At 62.0% G+C, this 20,023-nt stretch carries 22 protein-coding genes; 6 read left to right on the top strand and 16 right to left on the bottom strand.

Translation table 11 applies throughout. The features are described 5' to 3' along the window. Window positions 1–225: 225 nt before the first annotated feature. Both CRT23_RS12945 and CRT23_RS12940 read right to left on the bottom strand, forming a co-directional pair. On the bottom strand, window positions 226–537 hold the full coding sequence (locus CRT23_RS12945; protein ID WP_103710027.1) for a helix-turn-helix domain-containing protein: 312 nt from the start codon (window positions 535–537) through the stop codon (window positions 226–228). Next, window positions 534–896 (bottom strand): type II toxin-antitoxin system RelE/ParE family toxin, encoded by a 363-nt coding sequence (locus CRT23_RS12940; RefSeq protein WP_103710040.1) that lies wholly within the window; start codon window positions 894–896, stop codon window positions 534–536. Before CRT23_RS12940 ends, CRT23_RS12945 begins: the two co-directional genes overlap by 4 nt. Before the next feature lie 332 nt (window positions 897–1,228). Between CRT23_RS12940 and CRT23_RS27800 the strand changes: the two genes are divergently transcribed. Next, window positions 1,229–1,483 carry a hypothetical protein gene (locus CRT23_RS27800; RefSeq protein ID WP_146056378.1) on the top strand — a complete coding sequence of 85 codons (255 nt, stop codon included), beginning with the start codon at window positions 1,229–1,231 and terminating at the stop codon, window positions 1,481–1,483. 395 nt (window positions 1,484–1,878) lie between these two features. Then, window positions 1,879–2,145, top strand: a complete 267-nt coding sequence (locus CRT23_RS12935) for a hypothetical protein (protein ID WP_103710026.1) — start codon at window positions 1,879–1,881, stop codon at window positions 2,143–2,145. Window positions 2,146–2,165: 20 nt separating this feature from the next. Here the strand turns inward: CRT23_RS12935 and CRT23_RS27795 are convergent, their stop codons facing one another. Continuing rightward, window positions 2,166–2,420 (bottom strand): hypothetical protein, encoded by a 255-nt coding sequence (locus tag CRT23_RS27795; protein ID WP_146056377.1) that lies wholly within the window; start codon window positions 2,418–2,420, stop codon window positions 2,166–2,168. 302 nt (window positions 2,421–2,722) lie between these two features. On the opposite strand from CRT23_RS27795, the gene CRT23_RS12930 reads away from it, so the two are divergent. Continuing rightward, window positions 2,723–3,244: a MucR family transcriptional regulator gene (locus CRT23_RS12930; protein WP_103710025.1), complete on the top strand. Its 522-nt coding sequence runs from the start codon at window positions 2,723–2,725 to the stop codon at window positions 3,242–3,244. Between the two features lie 252 nt (window positions 3,245–3,496). Further along, on the top strand, window positions 3,497–4,195 hold the full coding sequence (locus CRT23_RS29090; RefSeq protein ID WP_245436178.1) for a response regulator transcription factor: 699 nt from the start codon (window positions 3,497–3,499) through the stop codon (window positions 4,193–4,195). A gap of 164 nt (window positions 4,196–4,359) precedes the next feature. On the opposite strand, the gene CRT23_RS12920 is transcribed toward CRT23_RS29090, so the two are convergent. From CRT23_RS12920 to CRT23_RS12860, 13 genes are all read right to left on the bottom strand, one after another. Then, entirely contained in the window at window positions 4,360–5,472 is a 1,113-nt protein-coding gene (locus CRT23_RS12920; protein WP_103710024.1) for a phage baseplate assembly protein, read from the bottom strand. Further along, entirely contained in the window at window positions 5,465–6,022 is a 558-nt protein-coding gene (locus CRT23_RS12915) for a terminase small subunit (RefSeq protein ID WP_103710023.1), read from the bottom strand. The genes CRT23_RS12920 and CRT23_RS12915 overlap by 8 nt, the downstream gene beginning before the upstream one ends. Before the next feature lie 422 nt (window positions 6,023–6,444). Further along, window positions 6,445–6,702 carry a hypothetical protein gene (locus CRT23_RS12910; protein WP_103710022.1) on the bottom strand — a complete coding sequence of 86 codons (258 nt, stop codon included), beginning with the start codon at window positions 6,700–6,702 and terminating at the stop codon, window positions 6,445–6,447. Between the two features lie 15 nt (window positions 6,703–6,717). Further along, window positions 6,718–7,611 carry a hypothetical protein gene (locus CRT23_RS12905; RefSeq protein WP_103710021.1) on the bottom strand — a complete coding sequence of 298 codons (894 nt, stop codon included), beginning with the start codon at window positions 7,609–7,611 and terminating at the stop codon, window positions 6,718–6,720. A 14-nt stretch (window positions 7,612–7,625) separates the two neighbouring features. Then, the gene (locus tag CRT23_RS12900; RefSeq protein ID WP_181017340.1) at window positions 7,626–7,934 is read right to left on the bottom strand and encodes a hypothetical protein; all 309 of its coding nucleotides are present in this window, start codon (window positions 7,932–7,934) and stop codon (window positions 7,626–7,628) included. Beyond that, a complete protein-coding gene (locus CRT23_RS12895) occupies window positions 7,913–8,653 on the bottom strand; it encodes a hypothetical protein (protein ID WP_146056376.1) in 741 nt (246 codons plus the stop codon). Before CRT23_RS12895 ends, CRT23_RS12900 begins: the two co-directional genes overlap by 22 nt. 212 nt (window positions 8,654–8,865) lie before the next feature. Further along, on the bottom strand, window positions 8,866–9,189 hold the full coding sequence (locus CRT23_RS12885) for a helix-turn-helix domain-containing protein (protein ID WP_103710017.1): 324 nt from the start codon (window positions 9,187–9,189) through the stop codon (window positions 8,866–8,868). Next, window positions 9,182–9,454, bottom strand: a complete 273-nt coding sequence (locus tag CRT23_RS12880; RefSeq protein ID WP_103710016.1) for a hypothetical protein — start codon at window positions 9,452–9,454, stop codon at window positions 9,182–9,184. Before CRT23_RS12880 ends, CRT23_RS12885 begins: the two co-directional genes overlap by 8 nt. Window positions 9,455–9,690: 236 nt before the next feature. Continuing rightward, window positions 9,691–11,994 (bottom strand): AAA family ATPase, encoded by a 2,304-nt coding sequence (locus tag CRT23_RS29085; protein ID WP_245436176.1) that lies wholly within the window; start codon window positions 11,992–11,994, stop codon window positions 9,691–9,693. Next, window positions 11,991–12,197 carry a hypothetical protein gene (locus CRT23_RS12870; RefSeq protein WP_103710015.1) on the bottom strand — a complete coding sequence of 69 codons (207 nt, stop codon included), beginning with the start codon at window positions 12,195–12,197 and terminating at the stop codon, window positions 11,991–11,993. Before CRT23_RS12870 ends, CRT23_RS29085 begins: the two co-directional genes overlap by 4 nt. Window positions 12,198–12,401: 204 nt before the next feature. Further along, a complete protein-coding gene (locus CRT23_RS12865; RefSeq protein ID WP_103710014.1) occupies window positions 12,402–12,602 on the bottom strand; it encodes a helix-turn-helix domain-containing protein in 201 nt (66 codons plus the stop codon). 66 nt (window positions 12,603–12,668) lie between these two features. After that, window positions 12,669–13,397: a hypothetical protein gene (locus CRT23_RS27790; RefSeq protein WP_146056375.1), complete on the bottom strand. Its 729-nt coding sequence runs from the start codon at window positions 13,395–13,397 to the stop codon at window positions 12,669–12,671. A gap of 32 nt (window positions 13,398–13,429) precedes the next feature. Beyond that, the gene (locus CRT23_RS12860) at window positions 13,430–14,686 is read right to left on the bottom strand and encodes a site-specific integrase (protein WP_103710013.1); all 1,257 of its coding nucleotides are present in this window, start codon (window positions 14,684–14,686) and stop codon (window positions 13,430–13,432) included. Window positions 14,687–15,496: 810 nt separating this feature from the next. Between CRT23_RS12860 and CRT23_RS12850 the strand changes: the two genes are divergently transcribed. Then, window positions 15,497–16,780, top strand: a complete 1,284-nt coding sequence (locus tag CRT23_RS12850) for an efflux RND transporter periplasmic adaptor subunit (protein ID WP_103710012.1) — start codon at window positions 15,497–15,499, stop codon at window positions 16,778–16,780. Between the two features lie 57 nt (window positions 16,781–16,837). Beyond that, complete coding sequence (locus CRT23_RS12845; protein WP_103710011.1) at window positions 16,838–19,999, top strand: CusA/CzcA family heavy metal efflux RND transporter; 3,162 nt, start codon at window positions 16,838–16,840, stop codon at window positions 19,997–19,999. The last annotated feature ends 24 nt before the right edge of the window (window positions 20,000–20,023 follow it).

The following is a 20,023-nucleotide window of genomic DNA, read 5'->3' as shown; positions in this document are numbered from 1 at the left end:
GATGAGCGGCGGATGCGCGGTCTCAGCCTTTGATCGAGCCGATACCTTCACCCGCTCGGAGCAATCCGTGGCGGATTTCCTCATTGAGCATGTTACCTTGAAGGTCGGCGTTAACCCTGGTGCGCCACGAAGGGATCGGTCGCGATCCAGGACGCCCCCCTGCGGACGGGAAACAGCCACAACCTTCACCCGCCTGGCTTCGGCCGTGGCGGGTTTTTCTTGAGTTCAGGCGGCTTGACTGACGCCGGTCTGGCGAATGAGCGCAATGACGCCCTGGGGGTCGTGGCTAATCATGAGCAGGTACAGGCGTAGAGCACCAAGGGGCCTAGAGCGCCCTTGCTCCCAGTCGCGGATCTGACTGACGGTGAACCCGTACTCATAAGCGAAATCGTCCTGGGACAGCTTCAGCTTACGACGGATAGCCCGCACGTCGATCTCGGCAGGGATGTGCAATTTTGCAGGGGCTAGCTCGCCACGAGCGATCCCGATGGCCTCGTTCAGCCCCTCAGCAATCTTGTCGAACGCGCGCTTGCTCATGCTCCTGCCCTCACCTTAACGACCTTCTTGCGGTACTCTGCCACTAAGATCTTACCCAACTCTCCTAGTGCGTTTTTCTCGGCTTTCGACAACGTGGCTTTGTCGCCTTTCGAAAAAACGGTGATTAGAAAGACCGGCAGTTGCGAGCCGGTGTAGAACGTGATCGTTCGATACCCGCCGCTCTTCCCCTTGCCCTTTCCAGCCACGCGGAGCTTGCGGCATCCGCCTGTGCCTTCGATCTCGTCGCCCGCACTTGGATTGCGGGCCAGGAAGTCGACAAGGTCGGCCAACTCCTCGGCCGTCATGCCAGCATCTGCTGCTGCTCGTTGGAAAGATCGCGTTTCGCAGATAGCGTGCATGAACACCTCGCTACGGAGAACACGTAGTTCTGTCAAGCGTTCCCTGGAAGGTGTTTTGGCGTCGCAGGGCAGTGTTTCGGGTAAGTTCGAGTTGAACCCGGCGCGCCATTTAGTCATAGCCCGGCCGCTGTCATGGCGCGCCCGACAGCGGACTCTGGAAACTGGTTTATGTCGCCGCCTCCGGCCGCGCAGATCCTGGGTACCTCGGCATGGTCGAAGCCGAGTAGTGGTTTACACAAAGGCGGGGTGCGTCGCTAAGGACCCTCAAAGGAGGCTTTCGGGCTGGGCAAGCACAAGGCAGAACCAATTCAATTGACTGCCGAGCTACGCCGATGATCCGCCAAACCGAACTTGAATTGCATGAGCGGGCGAAGGCCCTGTTCGAAAAGGAGAACCCTGGCGCTCTATGGCGACTGTCATCAGGGAAGCAACCGCCCATAGGGCAACGCTTCGCCACGCTGATTGAGCGCCAAGAGATGCTTGCCCGCATCCGTGAAGCAATGCGTCAGGAAGGGATGGATCTCGAAGCCGACAGAGTGGATGCGTTGGCTACGGCGTACAGACGAAACACATCCTGGGGTTTCTGAAACTGAGCGACTCCCCCGTTCGAGCATCCTATGTCCCGCTGTATTCCAGCCAGAGGCCTGCCATGAGCATAATACGGCCTCCCAACTATAGAGCCCAGGCAGGCGCCCTCACTGCTCAGGCCAGGAGATGTTCCCGCGATGCTGACGCCCTGGCCAAGGAAGGAAAGATCTCGGAGGCGCGTGAACTTCTTTCTGAGGCTAAACGGTTTCTAGAAGCCGCCGAGGAAATCTACAGACGAATTGCCGATTAATTGAAGGTGCTAACCCATCGGCACATCAGATGACTCGCATCCGGCATGAGATGCTCGCAGAAGAATTGAACAAGGGCGAGGATGAAAGTTAACGTGAGAGGATTAAGCTAAGCCATTCGACCCGGCGGCGGAGGGGGGTGATCAATGGCCATTCACGAAGTGTGGGTTAAGCGGGTCCGCGTGATTGAGGAAACTGCTTGCATCCCCGTTGAGATTGGAAAGGACGAACTCATCGATTTGAGTGTGATTTCCGATGCAGCAGCCACGTTACGGATCGCAAAGCAGAAGGCCATATCGGCCTGCATAGACATGATAGATGATGGGACCTGGGATAAAATCGCGGATGTTAAGGTGCTTGTTGCGGGACCACCGGAGATTGACCGGATAGTTCGCGATGTCGTGCCGGATTGAGGCCCAGGATTACTTGATACCTAAGATCCAGGATCGCCCTTCCCGCCATTAATCACTGACAATCGAGGCCTGTTGCTACTAGCAAGACTGTTATGAAATATTGTTAGATATCTGCGCTTTTGTAAGTCTAAATGCGCACCCATTCGTTCCAGGTCCGCCGCCAATTGTTCGCGCGTTGCTACGTTGGTGTCTTCTAGCCGAAAAACAATCGCTTGCAGAATTGTGGTTGTGCCCAGCATAAAGTCTTCAAATGTTAGGGTTTCGTCATCTACCATGCGTGCTGTCCTGGATTTGTAACTCCTTGGGTTCATGCGTTTAGTGTGCCACTTCGTGGGGCACCATCCGTTTTTGATGACAATCTCGCGAGGATTAAGCTAGATTGTCAGTGAATCTAAATGCAAACTAGCGTCGTGTAACCATTGGTACAATGAAACAAAATCTGTCTTTTTAATATATGCAACAAAAACTATCATTTAGTGGACAATGAATGAGCGTGGCGGCACCGTAGTATTTATCGTTGATTTTCTTGTTGCCGTGACTCTTAGAGAAGAGTTGGTGCAACTAGAGAATTTAGATCATGAATGATTCTACACCCGGCCCGGCAACCAACTACATCGAGATCACCGCTGACATCGTATCGGCCTACGTCTCAAAAAACTCCGTTCCGCCTACCGAACTGGGCGAGCTAATTTCCTCGGTGCACCAGGCACTCAGCGGGTTGAAGAGTCCTGTTGTGCCTGCCGCTGAGGAAGTCGAGAAACCGACTGCTGCCCAGATCAAAAAGTCGATCACGCCGGACGCGCTGATCAGCTTTGAGGACGGCAAGCACTACAAGACGCTGAAGCGTCACCTGACGCTTCACGGCCTTACGCCCAAGACTTACCGAGCCAAGTACGGCCTCTCTCCTGAGTACCCAATGACCGCGCCCAGTTACTCAGCACAACGTGCTGAACTTGCGCGCTCAATTGGGCTCGGACAGCGGCGGAAAGACCAGGCCAAGGCTAAAGCCGCTGTGGTTGATGAGACAGTCTCAGCAGCGCCGGCCGGCGCGAAGCCGAAGAAGGCTGGTCGCCCGCGCAAGGCTGCTGCTAGCGAGTGATGCCGTGGGAGGCGGTGGCACTACGTCGCCGCCTCCGGCTGTGCCGCCGAGTTCCCGAGGTCATGGAACCCGTCGTTCTTCGTCGCGTCGCCCTTGCGCTGCTCCCAGGCCAGCTTGTTGACGAGATCGAGCGCCGAATAAGAGATCGACCCAGGTTGACCCAGTTCCGCCAAATATTGATGGAACGAAACTTGTTAGTTAGCCCGTTGAAGGCTCCGGCTGTTTCAGGTCGGCACATGACAGGTGTTTACTATGATTTCTAGTTTAGCTGTTTGTTTTGTGGGGGAGACCGCTTCGATTGACCCAGCACTTCAAACGACCCTGAAGCAATTATCTACAATCCAGTTGATCTCCGAGGCCGAACTTAAACGGGATGAGCCACGCAGTAAGGCAGCGCTTCTCTCCGTGCAGGAGGCCGAGATCGCATCCGCTGTCGCGCGAGTCACCGCACTGAAGAAGCAGTTGCCAAGCTTGCGGATCGTGGTCGCCATTCAGGCGATGAGTGCAACCAACCTGCGTCAGCTGGTCGAAGCCGGCGCAGATAGCTTCGTCACACGACGTCCATCCTTAGACGACCTTCGTGCCGCGCTCATGCCTCATGGCGAGGACCTACCTTGCGATGGAGAGACTGCCCCAGTTGTAGCGACAGACCCGCTGGATCTTGACCTCACGCGCCGAGAAACAGAGATCCTGCGCCTGCTGAGTTCAGGGTTCAGCAACAAAGAGGTAGCGCGGCGGCTGGATGTCAGCGTCCGCACGGTAGAGTCCCACCGTCTCAACCTACGCCGCAAAACCCAGACGGGACGCCTGAAGGATCTGATTGCGCTCGCCCGCACGCTCAATCTCGCTCCCGTCCTCGATGTAACACCGCCGGAGACGCATCGCTTCGCGGAGCAGGACACCCCAGTAGTTTCCGGGGGTAGTGCTGCGCCAAAACATTGTCGTAAGTGAACAGCCGCTCCGGTTTCATCCTGTCAGAAGCCGAACGGCCAGCGGAGTGTGTAGCTACGGCACACACCCGAACTACCCATTCCGCTGTTTCAGTCGCTGTTGCCCTGAGCCTCGCGCTTCCCTTTAGATGCTCGTCGTCACCATCTGACGGCTCTTGAACCCGTTCACGTCACCGTCTCTGGCACAGCCAGTGACGCGCCGTTGCTGATGAACCCGTCGTTCTTCGTGGCATCGGCGGCTTTCTGTTCGAACGCCTTCTCGCTGACGAACTCGCACGTCGTGGTCGTTCCGGCCTCTGACTGCGAGTAGACGTAGCTCCATAGCTTCATCTTCATCTGCCCACTCTCGGTCGGGAACAGCATCGGCGACTTGATGGTCGCGTAGTCGTGCGCAAGCTCCCATAATCCGCCAATGCCGGGGCGCAGCCAGCCTTGGTAGGTGATGCTCACCCGGACGAGCGAGGCTTCAATCGCCTGGACCTCCATGTTGGTGCGAAGCTTCAGTTCCTTCTCGCTCAGCGGCATCTCGGCCAGGACCTTACGAGCCTGCCCTTTCGGCCCCTGCATCGTGGCCTTGGCCTGGATCTCGGCCGCCTTCCTCCCGAACAAGCTATCCGAGCCGGGCTTCTGCGCGTTGACGATAACCTCCTGAACCGAAGGCATGGCGATAGAGCAGTTCGCCGAGAGGATGTTCTTGCCCTCCTCGAACACGACGCCGCCGCCCTTGGTGTCCGCGCCGGCCACCATCGTGCCGTCCGCCTCGGAGCTAATCCAGAGCCCGCGCTGATTGCACAGCCGGGAAATCAGCTGAAACGGCGTTTCACCGAAGCGGACCTGCACGTTCGTGAAGGGCTCGTCCGCGCCGTCTGGCGGGTTCACGACCTTGAACTTAATCCCGTGCGGCTTCAGCACCGAGTTCGCGATTGCTTCGAGCTTGTAGCCGCGAAACTGACCCGTGCCCTCGTTGATTGACGCTCGCGTGGTCTGCCCACCCTTTGAGTAGCCGTCGATCTGCACGACGTGTCGGTTGGCATCGTAAGCCGCTTGCCGGTTGACGATGTAACCCTCTTGCACGGCCACCTGACCGGCCAAGGCGATATCTACCCGGTCGCCAGGCTTGAGACGCAGATTAGCGACTGCGCTCGGCTCGGCACAGATCAGACGAAAATTGCGGAAGCCGTTTCGATCATCGAATGACTGCGTCATGGCAACCGACAGCCAGTTGTGATAGGTGCCGCCCTCTGTGCGGACCTCGCAGATCAGATCGGGGTCAGACATGGGACGGCTCCTCAGTGGATGCAGCACGGCTGCGTTCGGCCTCGACTTCGGCGAGCGTGAAGTCGCCCTCGCCCCCGGTTGTGAGTTCAGCCATCGCCCCCAGAACCTCGGTCTCTGCGAGGTCGAAAACCTGCGCGCGCACTTGCTCGGGCACACGGCTGGCGATGCGAATGGGGAGGCTCAGAAGCTTGTTGCGGAGCTTCCGGTGCTGAACGGTGACCGCAGCCACTGCGACATCGACCAGCACGACCTTGCCGATCACCACATCGTTCTTCAGTTCGGTTGCGATGGCGAGCGCGCGGTCTTTGCGGGCACGCTCTTGAACTGGATCAAGTTCACCGGATGGTGCGCTTCCCAGAGCTTTGGTCACTGCGCGACGTTCTCGCCAATCCAAGACATCTGCGGAATTGAATTGCCATTCGCGACCACGCTCGCCACGCTCGACAAAGGGGCATCCTAGGCGCACCCAATTGTCTATCGTTGGGAGACTGCGGCCGAAGATCTCCGCGATCTCACAGCGATTTAGGATGCGCCCGCGTGCGTCAGACATAAACAAAAAGTCCTATTTGAAAATTTTGCATCGGGTTAGTTACTGCGCCTCTGCGGACCCGTGTCCCTGGTGGGGGCTTCCAAGGACCCTGGGTTTCATTTCGACGGCAATACAACCCAACCTATGGTGAAGCGACTGTTCACTAAGTCTCGCAACCTCTAAGTAATACCGCCTCGCTACGAACGGCCTCGCTGCAAGCTGAACACAGCTGCAAGGGAGCCTTCCATGATCACCGACATTCACATCCGCCGGATGCTCATCGTGCTGTTTGCTTTTGCAGCGACAACTGGCCCGCTGCTGAAGCAGATGTTGCCCTAGAAACTGTGCGTCGATAGTTGCCAGCCCAGCGACTGCATTTCCTCGATGAGGGCGCGCGTGAAGCTTAGGCTGTGTGCCGAGCTGAGCCACGTGCTCGCGCCTTCTCAAGCTATGTCCGCAGTCATAATGACCGACGCGGTGCCTTGCAGGGCACGGGCGTACAGCTTCTCGCCTGCCGTCTGAGCACCCCAAGTGACGCCGGGCAGGTTGGTAGTGTCGAGGATGTGACCGCGCGTCTCGGTGTTAGCTGGCGCAGTCGCGCTCACCTGCAGCATGACGACCCCCGAACTAGCCTGAAGGGTTGTCGCGGCTGTGGCGATCTGCTGCCATGATGTCGTCAGATCGGCGAAGGTTGTTGCCATAGCGATCCCCCTCCTTCAGTCCTGATAGATTTCGAAGGTGAGGCCGAAGGCTTCGGTGTTGGCGGGCGTGTAGGCTGCGCCTGCCTCGATCACGCAGTAAAAAGCTTTTGTCCCGAAGGCTGGGCTTAAGATGATCTGGCTGCCGATCTGCGGTGTCGCGATGCCCGTGCAGCCGTCAGAGCGTGAGGAGTCCATCGTCACCGTGAGTTTGCCGGCGTAGAAGCGGACCCGGTCACAGGCGAAGGTGCCGCCAGTCCCGGTCGGGGTTGAGTTGAAGACGCCGTTGTCACCCACCGTCAGCGTCGGCACCTCCTCGAAGAAGTGCAAGTGGAAGGTGGCGCCCGTGAGCGACGGGCTGGACTTCCACATGCGGGCGCGGACGAGGTTGATCGGCGCGTTGGCGATGCGGCCGCCGAACGCGATCAGTGCGTTGCCGGTGCCATCAGAGGGGCTGGTGACGGTCGTCGTCTTCCCGATCAGATCACCGTTGTCATAGGGGGTCGTGTTGGCGGGCCGGTTCCACTGAAGCTTCACCAGCTGAGAACCGCCGCTGATGGCGCCAAGGTGGTTCTCACCGTTGGGCAGACCCATCAGGGGGGATGGGGTGTAACTTCCGGCAGCCGGTGCACCGCCCGGAAGCGTGCCAGCCGTGAAGTTCTGCCAGTAGGTGAAGAGTTGCTTGCTCGCAGCATCGTACCGGGTCACGAGGCCCGCGATGTCGCCGATGGCGTAGCCCGTGCTCGCTGAGACGATGTTGTTCAGTGCAACCGAAAGAGCGCCGATCTGGCCTGCCAAGAGAACGGCTGGCGTGACGCCCTTCTGATAGCTGCCGTCATTGTCGTTGAAGGTCGCTGGCGTGTAGGTCGCATCCGGGCCGGATGCGCTGAAAGTCGGGTGATTGGCTGACATTGAACTTCCTTCGATCAGGCTTTGCGCACCCACACGGTGCCGTCTGTGGTTCGGCACTCAGTGCCGACAGGGTTCTTCGGATCGGCATCGCGGACAGCCGCGACGGCACGGGCGTGCCGGGTCGCGTGCAAGAACTTCTCGCGGGAGCGCTCGACCTCGGTCTTGGTGCGGATCTCATCGAGAGCACCATCGATCTCGGCGGCGATCTCGGATCGGACGCGAGTGCGCTCGCGTTCCTCGACCGCACCCTGTCGTGATTTCCAGTCCTGAAACGCTTTTTCGCTGAACATGATCTTCCTTGCTAAGCTCTTGGCTGCGTCCAATGGGATGCGGCGTAAATATATTCGTCCGGGTCGACGCCCGGTAAGTTGACGTAATCTGCAACAGCCCGATGCGGAACTTCAGGATAGACTGGGGTAGGCCGGCGGATCTTGACGAGCCGGCGCTCGTAGCTCGGTCCCGTCACCACGTTTGAGGGGGCCGGCTCGCCCGTCTCACGATGGAAGAGACACATCTCTTCCACTTCCTCGGAGCCGGAAGCCCAATGCCTGGAGTTAAGGGGCTCGACGTTCGTGGGAATAGCGTCGGCGCCGTCTGGCAGGTTCTCGTTGGCGGTGAACGCCAGAGCCCGAAGCGCGGCCACCTGCCGGAGTATCCGGGCGACGGCCCTGGCATGCGTGACGTACTCGGTGCGCATCAGCGTCGCGGCCTCGGCCATGGCCTTCTCAGCCTCAGCACGGAGGGCGCGGCGGCGGGCCTGCTCGACCTCGGCCTCGACTGCCTGCAACGCGAGGGTCAGCCGAGTATGCGCGCTGTCGGCGACATCGATCCGGCGGCGGGCGTTCTCAATGGCGCGGTCGTGCTCTTCAAGGGCGTCGAGGCCACCCTGATCCACCACCTCGGAGCGCTGCGCCTCAAGGTCGTGACGAATGCGGACCGCATCAGCACGCTCAGCATCAGCCGTAGCAAGCTCACGACGAAGATCCTCGACGTCGTTGCCAGCTGTTCCGGGCTTGTCCTTTGCGCGCTTGGGTACTCTCATCAGCATTCGCCCGTCCATCCCAAATTCTGTGCGGCTCACATCGGCCTTGAACGATTTGACGCCTAAACGTTGAAGCTCGCAGGCCGAATTCTCGTTGTCTCACGGAGCCGCTGGCGCGATCATCTCGGCTGCCCCAACGTCATGAGGGCAGTTGACCAAATAATTGCCGCAGCAGCAAAGCCGCATTTGCCGCATTTGCCGCAACACAGAAACTATTTTGCGGATTTCTGTCGTCTGAATGCAGCGATGCGCTTGTGAGACATGCGCCACCCGACCGGATACTCTTTGCCGAGGCCGTGTTTGTCGGAGTATCGATACGCTGTGTCCGTGGAGCAGCCCAGGATGGTGGCGCCTTCAGCGACGGTGATGAGATCAGGATGGCCGGCATTTGCGGGCCATGCATCGTTGTCGGCGGCCTCCAGCGGCACGGCGGCGCAGTGGATCGCATAGGCGCGTATCTTGGTGCTCACTGCGTCCAGCTCGGCCAGCAGCGCTTCCATGATGGGATAAGGGATGCCCTTCTGCGGTTCAGCCATGGCCGTGCACCTCGCTCAGGATGGAGAGTTGAGCGGCCTCGGCGGGGAAGCCAGCGTTGCGGATCACGTTGGTCGCCATGGCAAAGCCGAGGCTGATCTCGTCTTCCGTGAGGACCGGCCAACAGCCGGGCAGCGGCAGCGCAGCCAGTTCGACGGCGGACTGGGGTTCGGGAACCTTGGTGATAAAATACCGCCGGAGCGCCGTGGAGCGGCGAGCGGCGTCCACGACAAGGTAGCGAGCGAGGTCGTTGGCGCGGTCAGTCATGGCCGCACCTCCGGGTCGGACGATAGGCCGCCGCGTAGCTGGCCAGAGCACGCTTTAGGTCGAGAAGGCGGCAGAGGTCGAAGGCGCGGTTAAGCGCGATAGCCGATCCCACACCCTCACTTCGTGGCAAGCCATCCTCACCACCCCCACCCACCCCTATAAGGGGGTGGTGGTGAGGAGTTTTTGTCCTCACTTCCACACCGTTCCTCACCTCACCTGGGGAGGTGGGGAAAGGCTCATTCGCCAGCATCTGAGGCATGCTTGCCGACCTCCACAAAGTCCCGGTTGTTGCCCTTCGCGTCCTTCCCCTGGACGACCGCGAACATGCCCGTCTCAATCCACACTTTGAGCATGCGGTTGATCTTGCTGCGGTGAGCCTTGTCCTCGTGGTTGAGCTTAAGTGCGCGAGCGATGGGGATGCCGACCCACTCCGGCGACTGCAGGTTCAGCCGGAAGCGCGCACCAGCAGCCGTACAGCCAGCCACCTCGGCCTGAGCATCGCGCAGCTCGTCGGTGCCTACGCCCTCGAACGGGTCTGGCCATTCCCAGGGTTTGACAACGGCAACCTGATCGCCGCAGTCGTAGAAGTTAGGTGGCCCGTTGCCGAGTGACACGGACACGAGCTGAAACCAGTCGCTCTTGTCCGGCGGTGGGGCGAGGTTGGCCTTGCCGTTATCAACCCGGAAGAAGCCCCGGTTCGTCGGCAGTCCAGCCTTCTCGGCTTGGTCCTTGGACATGAGGTTGAGCACGCGGGCTGAGCGTGCCGCCGCGAGCAAGGCGCCGGCTCCACGGCCATCATCGACAGTATACTCGCCCTGACCGGCCTGACCTTTCCGCACGTGGTGCACGAGTTCGATCGAGGCGTTGCCGGCCTCGGCAACCCGGTTCCAGGCTTTGGCGACGATGTCGATCTCGTCGTTGGCGTTCTCGGTAACGCGATGGGAAGAAACGAACGGGTCAATCGCGAGGTGGTCAATCTCGTTCTCGGCCATGCTGGCAATAACGTCCTCGATCACCGGCTCGGCGATCTTCACACCGTCACGCTGCCGGGTCGCGATGATGATCTCGGCCGTGCGTCCACTGTCGAGGAAAAGGCGGCCTTCCAGCTCGCGAGCATCAATCCCGTAATGCAGGCAGATCGCAGCGACGCGGCGCTCGGTCTCTTCCAGCGGGTCCTCTAGGTTCACGTACCAGACGCGCATGCAGCGGACCGGCATAACCCCGAGCAAAGCCCTGCCAGTGACCATGGCGATGGCCTCGACCAGCACGAGACTTGATTTGCCGACCGCGCCGGGCGCAACGGTCGTGCTGAGGAAGCGGCGGATCAGGTGCCGGCCATAGACCCACTCGCGGGGCGGGATCAGGGATGGGTCTCGGTAGACGAAGGGCGTCGCTCGGATGCGCTTCCGCTCGCTAGCGGATGCTGTCTGCGCAGTGAGCGCATCACGCGCCCCATCACTGTTGGCCTGCTCGCCACCCTTCCAGCCGATGTCTTCTGGCCGGGTGCCCAGGCGCTCGCACAACCACAACGCAGCAGCTTTGGCACTGTCGGCTGGGAGGTAGTCGCGAACAATGTTGATTGGCGTCCGAGCGCCGCCACGGTCATCGCCCATGTCTCCACAGCCGAAATCTCGGATGCCGTCTGGGTGGAGCGATAGATCCTCTTCGTATCCCTCGTCGAGGTCCCGCTGGCTGACTCGATAGGCGCCGGTCCCGGATTGGTATCGGGCACGCGGAAACACGTACTGCACCCACGCGCCAAGGTTAGCCAAGGCGCGGTCGTTGACCGTCTTCCAGAAGTCCGGCCCCTCATGAGGGCCGCGCTCGCGGGCTGGCGCCGAGGCGCGCTCGCTGGTGGTGCGCTTGGGGGGCTCCTGCGCCTGTCTCTCGGCCTTCTTGCGTTCCAATTCGCGGACGCGTTCAACGGCAGCGCGCTCGGCTTCCCGGAACTGCTCGGCCCGCTCGCGTAGGAAGGCGAGCGTCCTAGGTGCCTCGCAGATTTCTTCCGGGGTGCCGGGGACGTGCTGGCCCGTGATGGTCAGATACCGGCCGTCAGGATAGATCTCGACGTGAGCGGCATCGTTTTTCACCGTCTCGGTCTTGCCGCGCATGAACAGCCGCAAACCGGCGCCGGAGGGCGAGACTTCCGTGTAGGTCTCTGCGAAGTCCACAACCGTCTGAGCCCAGGCGTGCAGCTTACCGGTTTGAGGATCTCGGCACTTGTCGAGGTCGATGCCGCTACGCTCCTCCTCCTTCGTCAGAGCATAACCAACACCGGCCAGCCGCTTAGCCTCAACATGACGTGCCGCGCGGTCATAGGAAGCCCATGTGGACGGATCATTGGACTTGCCCGCCAGCCCCGTCTTGGCGTCGACCGGGGGCTTGTCCCACTTCTGCTTGTCCTCCTTCCATACGTAGTCCCAGGCCACCCACTGCGGTTGGCTCTGAAGCTCGCGAAGAGCAGCAAGGTCCGGCAAGCCAGCGAACGGCGGAACCCATGGCTTCGACGGTCGCACGGTATGTTCGTGTCCGGCCATCATGCGGCGGAGCCTCCGATCTTCGAGGACGAAAGCGCCGCGCCGCCCTGCGTGATGACTCGGTCAAGCCGTTCTTCTTCGACAGCGTTGAGGGTGGCGCGGAGGACGTGGGCGAGGTCGTCAAGATCCGCGTCGTCCATGTGATCCGGCGACAGGAAGCCGGGGATGCCGACGACAGTGAGAGCGATAGCGCGGCCGAAGTTCATGCGCGGGGCCTCCCGCGTTCGAAGACTATCGGGGCGAGCATCAGCGCTTGCTCGACTGAAACGCCGAGACGACGGCGAAGCCAATTTGCTTGAAGGATGAGGGCGGGTGCTGTATCTCTGGTGGTGTCAGCGGCCAAGCAGACACAGTTTCCAGAGCCCTCGCCGTTTGCCCCGGCGAGGGTTTTGACGTTCTGGGGCATGCGATTATGCGGCCTCCACGCTGTAGGAAGCGCGAGTCCGCGCCTCAAGCCAAGACATGACTTCGCTGCGGCGATAAGCGATGCGCTTCTCACCAAGGATAATCGGGGCGGGAAACTTACCTTTGCGTCGGAGCCGATAGATCGTTGGCTCGGACAGTCGGACTAACTCTCTGACTTCATCGGGTAGAAGCAGTTCGTTGCGCATGAGCCGTCTCCAAACGTTGGACGGCTTTTTTGGTATTCGTATGCTTTCATCGAAAAGAGGGGGTGGTCAGGGCAAGTTCTGCCCTCGCTTCGGCTTGAGACGACTCAGCCGTGGGTCATCCACTCTGAGGCGCCGCCATTCAGCCGCAGCATCCTTCACTTCCTCGTGGTTAGGCGGATCAAAACCTGCCGCCTCATGAACCAATTTGATAAAGTCGATAAGGACAGGCTTTCGGCGCTTTCCTGAACGCGGTTCTATTGAGTAGCTGACTTTCTTTCCCGAACGCTCCCATAGATAAAATAGTCGGCGCCATAAGCACGCTTGTATTGGCGACTTGTTAGGATGTTCGCCAGGCGATAATCCCACCGCTCTTCTCAAAAATTCTCCCTGCTTGGACATAAAACGCGCCTGTTCGATGATGTTCGATAACGTGTTTTGCAGAAACATTTCATGGTCTTGTATTTCTCCTCTCGAAATCAGGGAAAGCGGCCTGTCCGGTCCGGTGAGCAAGAGTTCTGTTAAATTGCCGCTCTCCCCAAGACCTTCGGACAATGCTTCAGCAGAATTGATAATTTTCGTCAGAAGACGTTTTGCATCTCTTTGCGTGCTTACTACTCGGACGGACCGTTCCTCGATATCTATCTTGGTTTTAAAGACGGCATCGGCGATCATGTTCAGAAAGTCGCGCGTCTCAATCATGCCTTGAAGCGAGATGTCGTGACCAAGCAAATATCGCAGGCTTGAGATCATGTCCGGCGAAAACATGCCTGCATAGTTCTGATTATCTTCGCTCACTGAGCCACCTTCCGGACCAGCGTCCCCTGAAGTTATTTTACAAGCGCAGCTAAGTGCTCTTCCCAAGTCACAAGTGCGCTCCTCTTCTCGCGTAGGCGTTCGTACTTGTCGTAGTGTTGGCCATGTACGTCACCCTCAATGTGCGCCAACACGGCTTTGCGATCCTCACGGGGTACGCCGAGGCGCGCCAGCCCGGTCGCCAGAGTGCGCCTCAGGTCGTGCGGCGTTGGCGGGCTTTCTTTCAGAGACCGACGCGCCTCGCTGTCCGGCCCGTCTACCGGTAACCGCTGGATAACTCGGGACAGTCCGTGTGACAGGCTGTGGCGCGCTATGGTCTTGCGCGACGTGAACTTGCTGGCGAAGACGCTTTGGCCGTCGCCGTCGATTGCTCGGCGGCTAAGAGCGCGCTTGAACAGCTCCATGCCCATAGGCGGAAGAGGGACGACGTGAGCGCGACCGGCTTTCGTGCGCCCAGCTGGAATTTCCCAACGAGCATCGACTGCGTCGCCAAGCTTGATAAGTTCAGATTGCAACGCACCAGCCACCTCGCCCGGTCTCTGTCCGAGCACCAAGATAAGTTTAAGCGCGTCAGCAACGTCGTCGGACAGGCCGCCTGCTCCGTCGAGCTTCTGCCACAGCACCCGGATCTCGGGATCGCTTAGCACTCGCTCTTTGGCCGTTTCCCTTGCTCGCTTCTTGAGACCGGCAATTGGGGTGGCTTCGAGAAGCTCCCCTTCGACGGCCCAGTTGAACAAGGTGGTCAGAATCGTGTGCGTGCGATTTGCGCTAACCGGGGCTTCAGCCCTGATTGCGTCGAGAAGCGCGATGACATTCCGCCGCGTGATCGTACTAGCCGCTCGGGCGCCCCACGCTGCCTGCGGCCGCTTTAGATAGCCCTCATCATTGCGCCAGCTTTTTTTGTTGGGCTTGGCGTACTCATTTAAGTAGCGCTGCGCGAGACCGTCGAACGTGAGGGCCTGTGACGCGGCGTGACGTCGCGCTTTCCGCTCGCCCTGAGGATCACCGCCATCGGAGACCGCGACGCGGTGGCGGAGCACTCGCTCCCGTGCCTCGGCCAGCGTGAGCTCGTTCAGCTTGCCGAGCGTGATGCGCTGGAATCCCGCTCCCTCGCGGGGGCGATAGCGGAAGGTCCATGTTCCCTGACCCGTAGGACTGACGCGAAGGCAAAGCCCCGCAGTCAGGCTGTCCCAGTACTCCACTCTTCCACTATCGGGCGGCTTTGAAGTTAGAGATCGGATGAACGCCGCTGTCATGTTGACTACCGCCATGCTGAGTCCCTAGTCACCGGCTCTGGGGTTCAGCGGGGGTTCAAAAAACCGACGCTACCCGAAACCTCCTGACAGCAGATGACAACGAAAAGCGCGACATCACAACCGCTTACGAAAGCGAGTGATCGGGGATGACAACGCTTAACGGTGTATATGGCTAGTCTGGGGGACTAGGGGTCGGAGGTTCGAATCCTCTCGCTCCGACCATTCGAACTCATTGCCCCCCACAATGAGACGCCCCCCACAATCAGATATCCGCCATCCTGACCGATGATGACGGGCCGGGCCTGCGCCCGGATGCCGGCCTCTGCCCGGTGATCGCGTGACGCGCCCGCGCCCGCGCCTCGGCACACTCCACGAACACGAAATCGTCAGTCGCCCTGCGCCCCACGAGGGTAGGGTCGTCGTCACCCGTGGCGTTGCGTCCTCAGCGGATTGACTCGTGCTCAAGCTTGGCCCTCTCACTCCCTCCGGTGCAGGGCGCCCCCAGGCGTGACCGCCCACCTGTGGCACGCCCACCAGCGAGAGGGACATCGAGACGATCGTCGACGCGGGCGCGCGACTCCAATCTGAAATTTGCCACGAATGGCGTCACACAAACAGGACGCGACTTGGCTAAGACAGTCGCGGCCGGAGCCCTCGACCTGTCCGATCTTCGGACGGGACGGACTTTGATTTGGCGAGACCCGTATTCCTGAACACAGCCTACCGCAATCCTCAGCATCCGGATCGCCCGATCAGGTCGTCCGGGCCACCCGCACGCCTCCAACCTGACCACTAGCGGCCAACCCGAAAGCACTTCTGCGGCACATGACCGGGACAAAGCGCACGATCGCGACCATTCTCGCGCCCCTCGGATTGCTGATCTGCGTGGTGGTCGCCGTTAGTCTCTGGCCCGCTCCGGTCATCAGCGTCGTTACGGGGCTGAGCGCGGCGATTCGTGAGCGCCTCGGGACGAGCGAGGCCGAGACCGCCGCGGGCGGCGATCCCCGCGCGGGCGGGCCGGCCCGGCTCTTCCGGCCGAGCCCGGCCCAGCGCGCCGCCCTGAACATCGTTCCGATCACCGCGGTCAGCTTCCGGCCGGAAGGGACGGCCGAGGGCCGCATCGCCCTCAACGAGGACGACAACGTGCCGGTGACCTCGCCCTATGCCGGCCGGGTGACCAAGGTGCTGGTCCGTGCCGGCGACGAGGTGAAGGCCGGCGACGTGCTCCTCACCCTCGAGGCCACGGACATGGTCCAGGCCCAGAACGACTACCAGACCGCCCTCAACACCCTCGCCAAGGCGACCGCGCTGCTGAAGCTCGACCAGACCATCGCCACGCGCCAGCAGGAGCTGTTCCAGGCCAAGGCCGTGGCGCTCAAGGACTACCAGTCGGCCCAGAACGACGTCATCGGGGCACAGAGCGACCTGAAGAGCGCCGAGGCGGGCCTGGAGGCGGTCAAGAACCGCCTGCGCCTTCTCGGAAAGACCGACGCGGAGATCGCGGCCTTCGAGAAGAAGGGCACCCTCAGCCCCGAGACCCAGATCCGGGCACCCATCGCCGGCACCATCGTCCAGCGCAAGGTCGGCCTGGGTCAGTACCTCTCCACCGCCAGCGACCCGGTCTTCGTCATCGGCGACCTCTCCACGGTCTGGCTGGTCGCCAACGTGCGCGAGAGCGAGATCCCGCGCATCCGGATCGGCCAGGAGGTCGAGGCGACGGTGGCGGGCTTCGGGGATCGCATCTTCAAGGCACGGGTCAACTACTTGTCCGCGAGCCTCGACCCGGCGACGCGGCGCCTGGCGGTGCGCAGCGAGGTGGAGAACCCGGACCAGGTCCTGAAGCCCGAGATGTTCGCCACCTTCACGATCTTCACCGGGCCGGGGCAGACGGCGCCCGCCGTGCCCGCCGCCGCCATCGTGTACGAGGGGGCGCGGGCGCATGTCTGGATCGCGCGGCCCGACGGGGCCATCGAGGCCCGCGACGTCACCCTGGGCCTGGCCGCCCGCGGGATGGTGCAGGTCACCGCCGGCATCGCGGCGGGGGAAGCGATCGTCACGCGCGGCGCGGTGTTCATGGATCGGGCGACGAGCGGTGACAAGGCGTCCTGACCCGTCGGGCCTGGGGCCCCTTCCTCGTCCTCGGGCCTCGGCCGGAAGAACTCTGCCATGAACAGCCTGATCGTCTTCGCCCTGCGCCAGCGCGTGCTGGTCTGCCTGCTGTTCCTGGTGATGCTGGCGCTCGGCTATGCCAGCTACACCCAGCTCAACATCGAGGCCTATCCCGATCCGGTGCCGCCGCTGGTCGACGTCATCACGCAGAATCCCGGGCAATCGGCCGACGAAATCGAGCGCTACATCACGATTCCCCTGGAGGTGCAGCTCGCCGGCATCCCCAATGCGACCGTGGTGCGCACCATCTCGCTGTTCGGCCTCTCCGACGTGAAGGTGCAGTTCAGCTACGCCTTCACCTACCAGGAGGCCCTGCAGCGGGTGCTCAACCGCCTGTCGCAGCTGCCGCCCCTGCCCAACGGCGCCCAGCCGCAGATCTCGCCCACCAGCCCGGTCGGTGAGATCATGCGCTACAAGGTGACGGGGCCGCCGGGCTACTCCTCCACCGACCTGAAGACCCTGCAGGACTGGGTGCTGCAGCGCCGGTTCAAGGCGATTCCCGGCGTGGTCGACGTGACGGCCTTCGGCGGCCGGACCAAGGAATACGAGATCGCCGTCGACCTGAACCGCCTCCAGGCCCAGGGCATGACCCTGGTCCAGCTCGTCACCGCGCTCAACAATTCGAGCATCAACGTCGGCGGCCAGACCCTGAACGTGGGCGAGCAGTCGGCGGTGGTGCGCGGCATCGGCCTCATCCGCGACATGGACGACATCCGCGACACGATGCTGACCCAGGTCAACGGCGTGCCGGTGCTGGTGCGCGATATCGCCGAGGTGCGGGTCTCGCACGCGCCACGCCTCGGCATCGTCGGCCATGACGGCGACAACGACATCGTCGAGGGCATCGTGCTGATGAGCCGCGACGGCGAGAGCCTGCCGACCCTGCGCCTCGTCAATGCCGAGATCGACAAGATCAACGCCAGCGGCATCCTGCCCCCGGACGTGCGGGTGGAGCGCATCTACGACCGCAGCGGGCTCATCCACACCACCACCCACACGGTGATGCACAACCTCGTCTTCGGTGTGACGCTGGTCTTCGTGGTGCAGTGGCTGTTCCTGGGGAGCCTGCGCAGCGCGATCATCGTGGCGGCGACGATCCCCTTCGCGCTGGGCTTCGCCATCCTGATCCTGGTCCTGCGCGGCGACTCGGCGAACCTCCTCTCCCTCGGGGCCATCGATTTCGGCCTCATCGTCGACGCCACCGTGATCATGGTCGAGAACGTGTTCCGGCACCTCGCCGAACCGGAACACGGCGCGGGCCAGGCACCACCGGGGGGCCTGGCCGGGCGCCTCGGCACGATCGCCATCGCGGGTGCGGAGGTGAACCGGGCGATCTTTTTCTCGGCCACGATCATCATCGTGGGCTTCCTGCCGCTCTTCACCCTGACGGGCGTCGAGGGACACATCTTCGGCCCGATGGCCAAGACCTACGCCTACGCGCTGCTCGGCGGCCTCATCGCCACCTTCACGGTCTCGCCCGCCCTCTCGGCCCTGATCCTGCCCAAGCACGTGGAGGAGCGCGACACCCTGGTGGTGCGGCTCCTGCGCTTCGGTCACGTGCTGATCCTGCGCTTCGGCCTGCGCAACAAGGTGCTGTCGCTCCTCGTGGTCGCCGCGGTGCTCGGCGTCTCGGGCATCGCCGCCCGCACCCTCGGCCTCGAATTCCTGCCTAAGCTGGAGGAGGGAAACCTCTACATTCGCGGCACCATGCCGGCCTCGATCTCCCTGGAGGCCGGCAACGCCTACGTGGAGCGCCTGCGCAAGATCATCGCCGAGGTGCCGGAGGTGGTCACGGTGCTCTCGCACCAGGGCCGCCCGGACGACGGGACCGATGCCACCGGCTTCTTCAACGTGGAGATCCTGGCGCCGCTCAAGCCCTTCGACACCTGGCGCAAGGGCCTCGACAAGGAGGGGCTGGTCCGCGACCTCTCGGCCAAGCTCGACGAGGCCTTCCCGGGCATCGAGTTCAACTTCTCCCAGTACATCGAGGACAACGTCCAGGAGGCCGCCTCCGGCGTGAAGGGCGAGAACTCGGTCAAGATCTACGGGAACGACCTCAACGACCTGACCAAGACCGCGGAAGCGATCAAGGCCACCCTGGCGAAGGTGCCGGGCATCGCCGACCTCGCGGTCTTCGCCTCCCTCGGCCAGCCCACGGTGCGGATCGACATCGACCGGCGCAAGGCCGCCCGCTACGGCCTGTCGCCGGGCGACGTGAACACCACCGTCCAGGCGGCGATCGGCGGCCAGACGGCGGGCGACCTCTACGAGTACGGCTCGGACCGGCACTTCCCCATGCGGGTGCGCCTCGCGCCACAGTACCGCCGTAGCCTGGAGACCATCCGCAACATCACCGTCGGGGCGGCCAACCCCGCCGGCGGGGTGATCCAGGTGCCGCTCTCGGAGATCGCCACCGTGGAGCTCGTCTCCGGCGCGGCCTTCATCTACCGCGAGAACCAGGAGCGCTACATCCCGGTCAAGTTCTCGGTGCGCGGGCGCGACCTCGGCGGCGCGGTGCTCGAGGCACAGGGCCGCATCGCCGAGGAGGTGACCCTGCCGCCCGGGTTCCACCTCGAATGGGTGGGGCAGTTCACCAACCTGCAGGATGCCGTGCAGCGCCTGACCATCGTGGTCCCGGTGACGATCGCGCTGATCGCCCTGCTGCTCTACGTCAATTTCAGCTCTGTCACCGACATGGTGCTGACGCTGAGCGTGATCCCGATGGCAATGATCGGCGGCATCTTCGCGCTGTTCCTGACGATGACGCCGTTCTCGATCTCGGCGGCGATCGGGTTCATCGCCCTGTTCGGCATCTCGACCATGGAGGGCGTGATCCTGCTCTCCTACTACAACCAGCTCATCGACGAGGGCTGGGCCCGGACCGAGGCGGTGTGGCACGCCGCCAACGTGCGCATGCGCCCGGTGATGATGACCTGCGTCGCCGCCTGCGTCGGCCTGTTGCCGGCCGCGATCTCCACCGGCATCGGCTCGCAGGTGCAGAAGCCGCTCGCCCTGGTGGTGGTGGGCGGCATCCTGCTCGCGCCGAACCTGATCCTCGTGGTGGTCCCGATCCTGATCGCCCTGTTCTCCCGGCGGGTCCCGGCCGCGATCCCGTCGCAAGCGGCCGCCCGGGCGGCGGCCCAGGCGGAGCACGCATGATGGACCGGTCACAGCTCCGCGCGC

The sequence above is a fragment of the Methylobacterium sp. V23 genome (assembly GCF_002917135.1).
Classification (GTDB): Bacteria; Pseudomonadota; Alphaproteobacteria; order Rhizobiales; family Beijerinckiaceae; genus Methylobacterium.
Note: the sequence above shows the minus strand (reverse complement) of the source record. Positions and strands in the feature narration are given on the sequence as shown.

Bases quoted from the DNA above. Each gene is read 5' to 3' on its own strand.
- CRT23_RS12850 (WP_103710012.1), top strand. From the start codon at position 15,497: ATGACCGGGACAAAGCGCACGATCGCGACCATTCTCGCGCCCCTCGGA.
- CRT23_RS12905 (WP_103710021.1), bottom strand. From the start codon at position 7,611: ATGTCAGCCAATCACCCGACTTTCAGCGCATCCGGCCCGGATGCGACC.
- CRT23_RS12910 (WP_103710022.1), bottom strand. From the start codon at position 6,702: ATGGCAACAACCTTCGCCGATCTGACGACATCATGGCAGCAGATCGCC.
- CRT23_RS27800 (WP_146056378.1), top strand. From the start codon at position 1,229: ATGATCCGCCAAACCGAACTTGAATTGCATGAGCGGGCGAAGGCCCTG.
- CRT23_RS12865 (WP_103710014.1), bottom strand. From the start codon at position 12,602: ATGCGCAACGAACTGCTTCTACCCGATGAAGTCAGAGAGTTAGTCCGA.
- CRT23_RS29085 (WP_245436176.1), bottom strand. From the start codon at position 11,994: ATGATGGCCGGACACGAACATACCGTGCGACCGTCGAAGCCATGGGTT.
- CRT23_RS12860 (WP_103710013.1), bottom strand. From the start codon at position 14,686: ATGGCGGTAGTCAACATGACAGCGGCGTTCATCCGATCTCTAACTTCA.
- CRT23_RS12945 (WP_103710027.1), bottom strand. From the start codon at position 537: ATGAGCAAGCGCGCGTTCGACAAGATTGCTGAGGGGCTGAACGAGGCC.
- CRT23_RS12880 (WP_103710016.1), bottom strand. From the start codon at position 9,454: ATGACTGACCGCGCCAACGACCTCGCTCGCTACCTTGTCGTGGACGCC.
- CRT23_RS29090 (WP_245436178.1), top strand. From the start codon at position 3,497: ATGATTTCTAGTTTAGCTGTTTGTTTTGTGGGGGAGACCGCTTCGATT.
- CRT23_RS12895 (WP_146056376.1), bottom strand. From the start codon at position 8,653: ATGAGAGTACCCAAGCGCGCAAAGGACAAGCCCGGAACAGCTGGCAAC.
- CRT23_RS12870 (WP_103710015.1), bottom strand. From the start codon at position 12,197: ATGAACTTCGGCCGCGCTATCGCTCTCACTGTCGTCGGCATCCCCGGC.
- CRT23_RS27795 (WP_146056377.1), bottom strand. From the start codon at position 2,420: ATGGTAGATGACGAAACCCTAACATTTGAAGACTTTATGCTGGGCACA.
- CRT23_RS12935 (WP_103710026.1), top strand. From the start codon at position 1,879: ATGGCCATTCACGAAGTGTGGGTTAAGCGGGTCCGCGTGATTGAGGAA.
- CRT23_RS12920 (WP_103710024.1), bottom strand. From the start codon at position 5,472: ATGTCTGACCCCGATCTGATCTGCGAGGTCCGCACAGAGGGCGGCACC.
- CRT23_RS12930 (WP_103710025.1), top strand. From the start codon at position 2,723: ATGAATGATTCTACACCCGGCCCGGCAACCAACTACATCGAGATCACC.
- CRT23_RS12915 (WP_103710023.1), bottom strand. From the start codon at position 6,022: ATGTCTGACGCACGCGGGCGCATCCTAAATCGCTGTGAGATCGCGGAG.
- CRT23_RS12885 (WP_103710017.1), bottom strand. From the start codon at position 9,189: ATGGCTGAACCGCAGAAGGGCATCCCTTATCCCATCATGGAAGCGCTG.
- CRT23_RS12845 (WP_103710011.1), top strand. From the start codon at position 16,838: ATGAACAGCCTGATCGTCTTCGCCCTGCGCCAGCGCGTGCTGGTCTGC.
- CRT23_RS12940 (WP_103710040.1), bottom strand. From the start codon at position 896: ATGCACGCTATCTGCGAAACGCGATCTTTCCAACGAGCAGCAGCAGAT.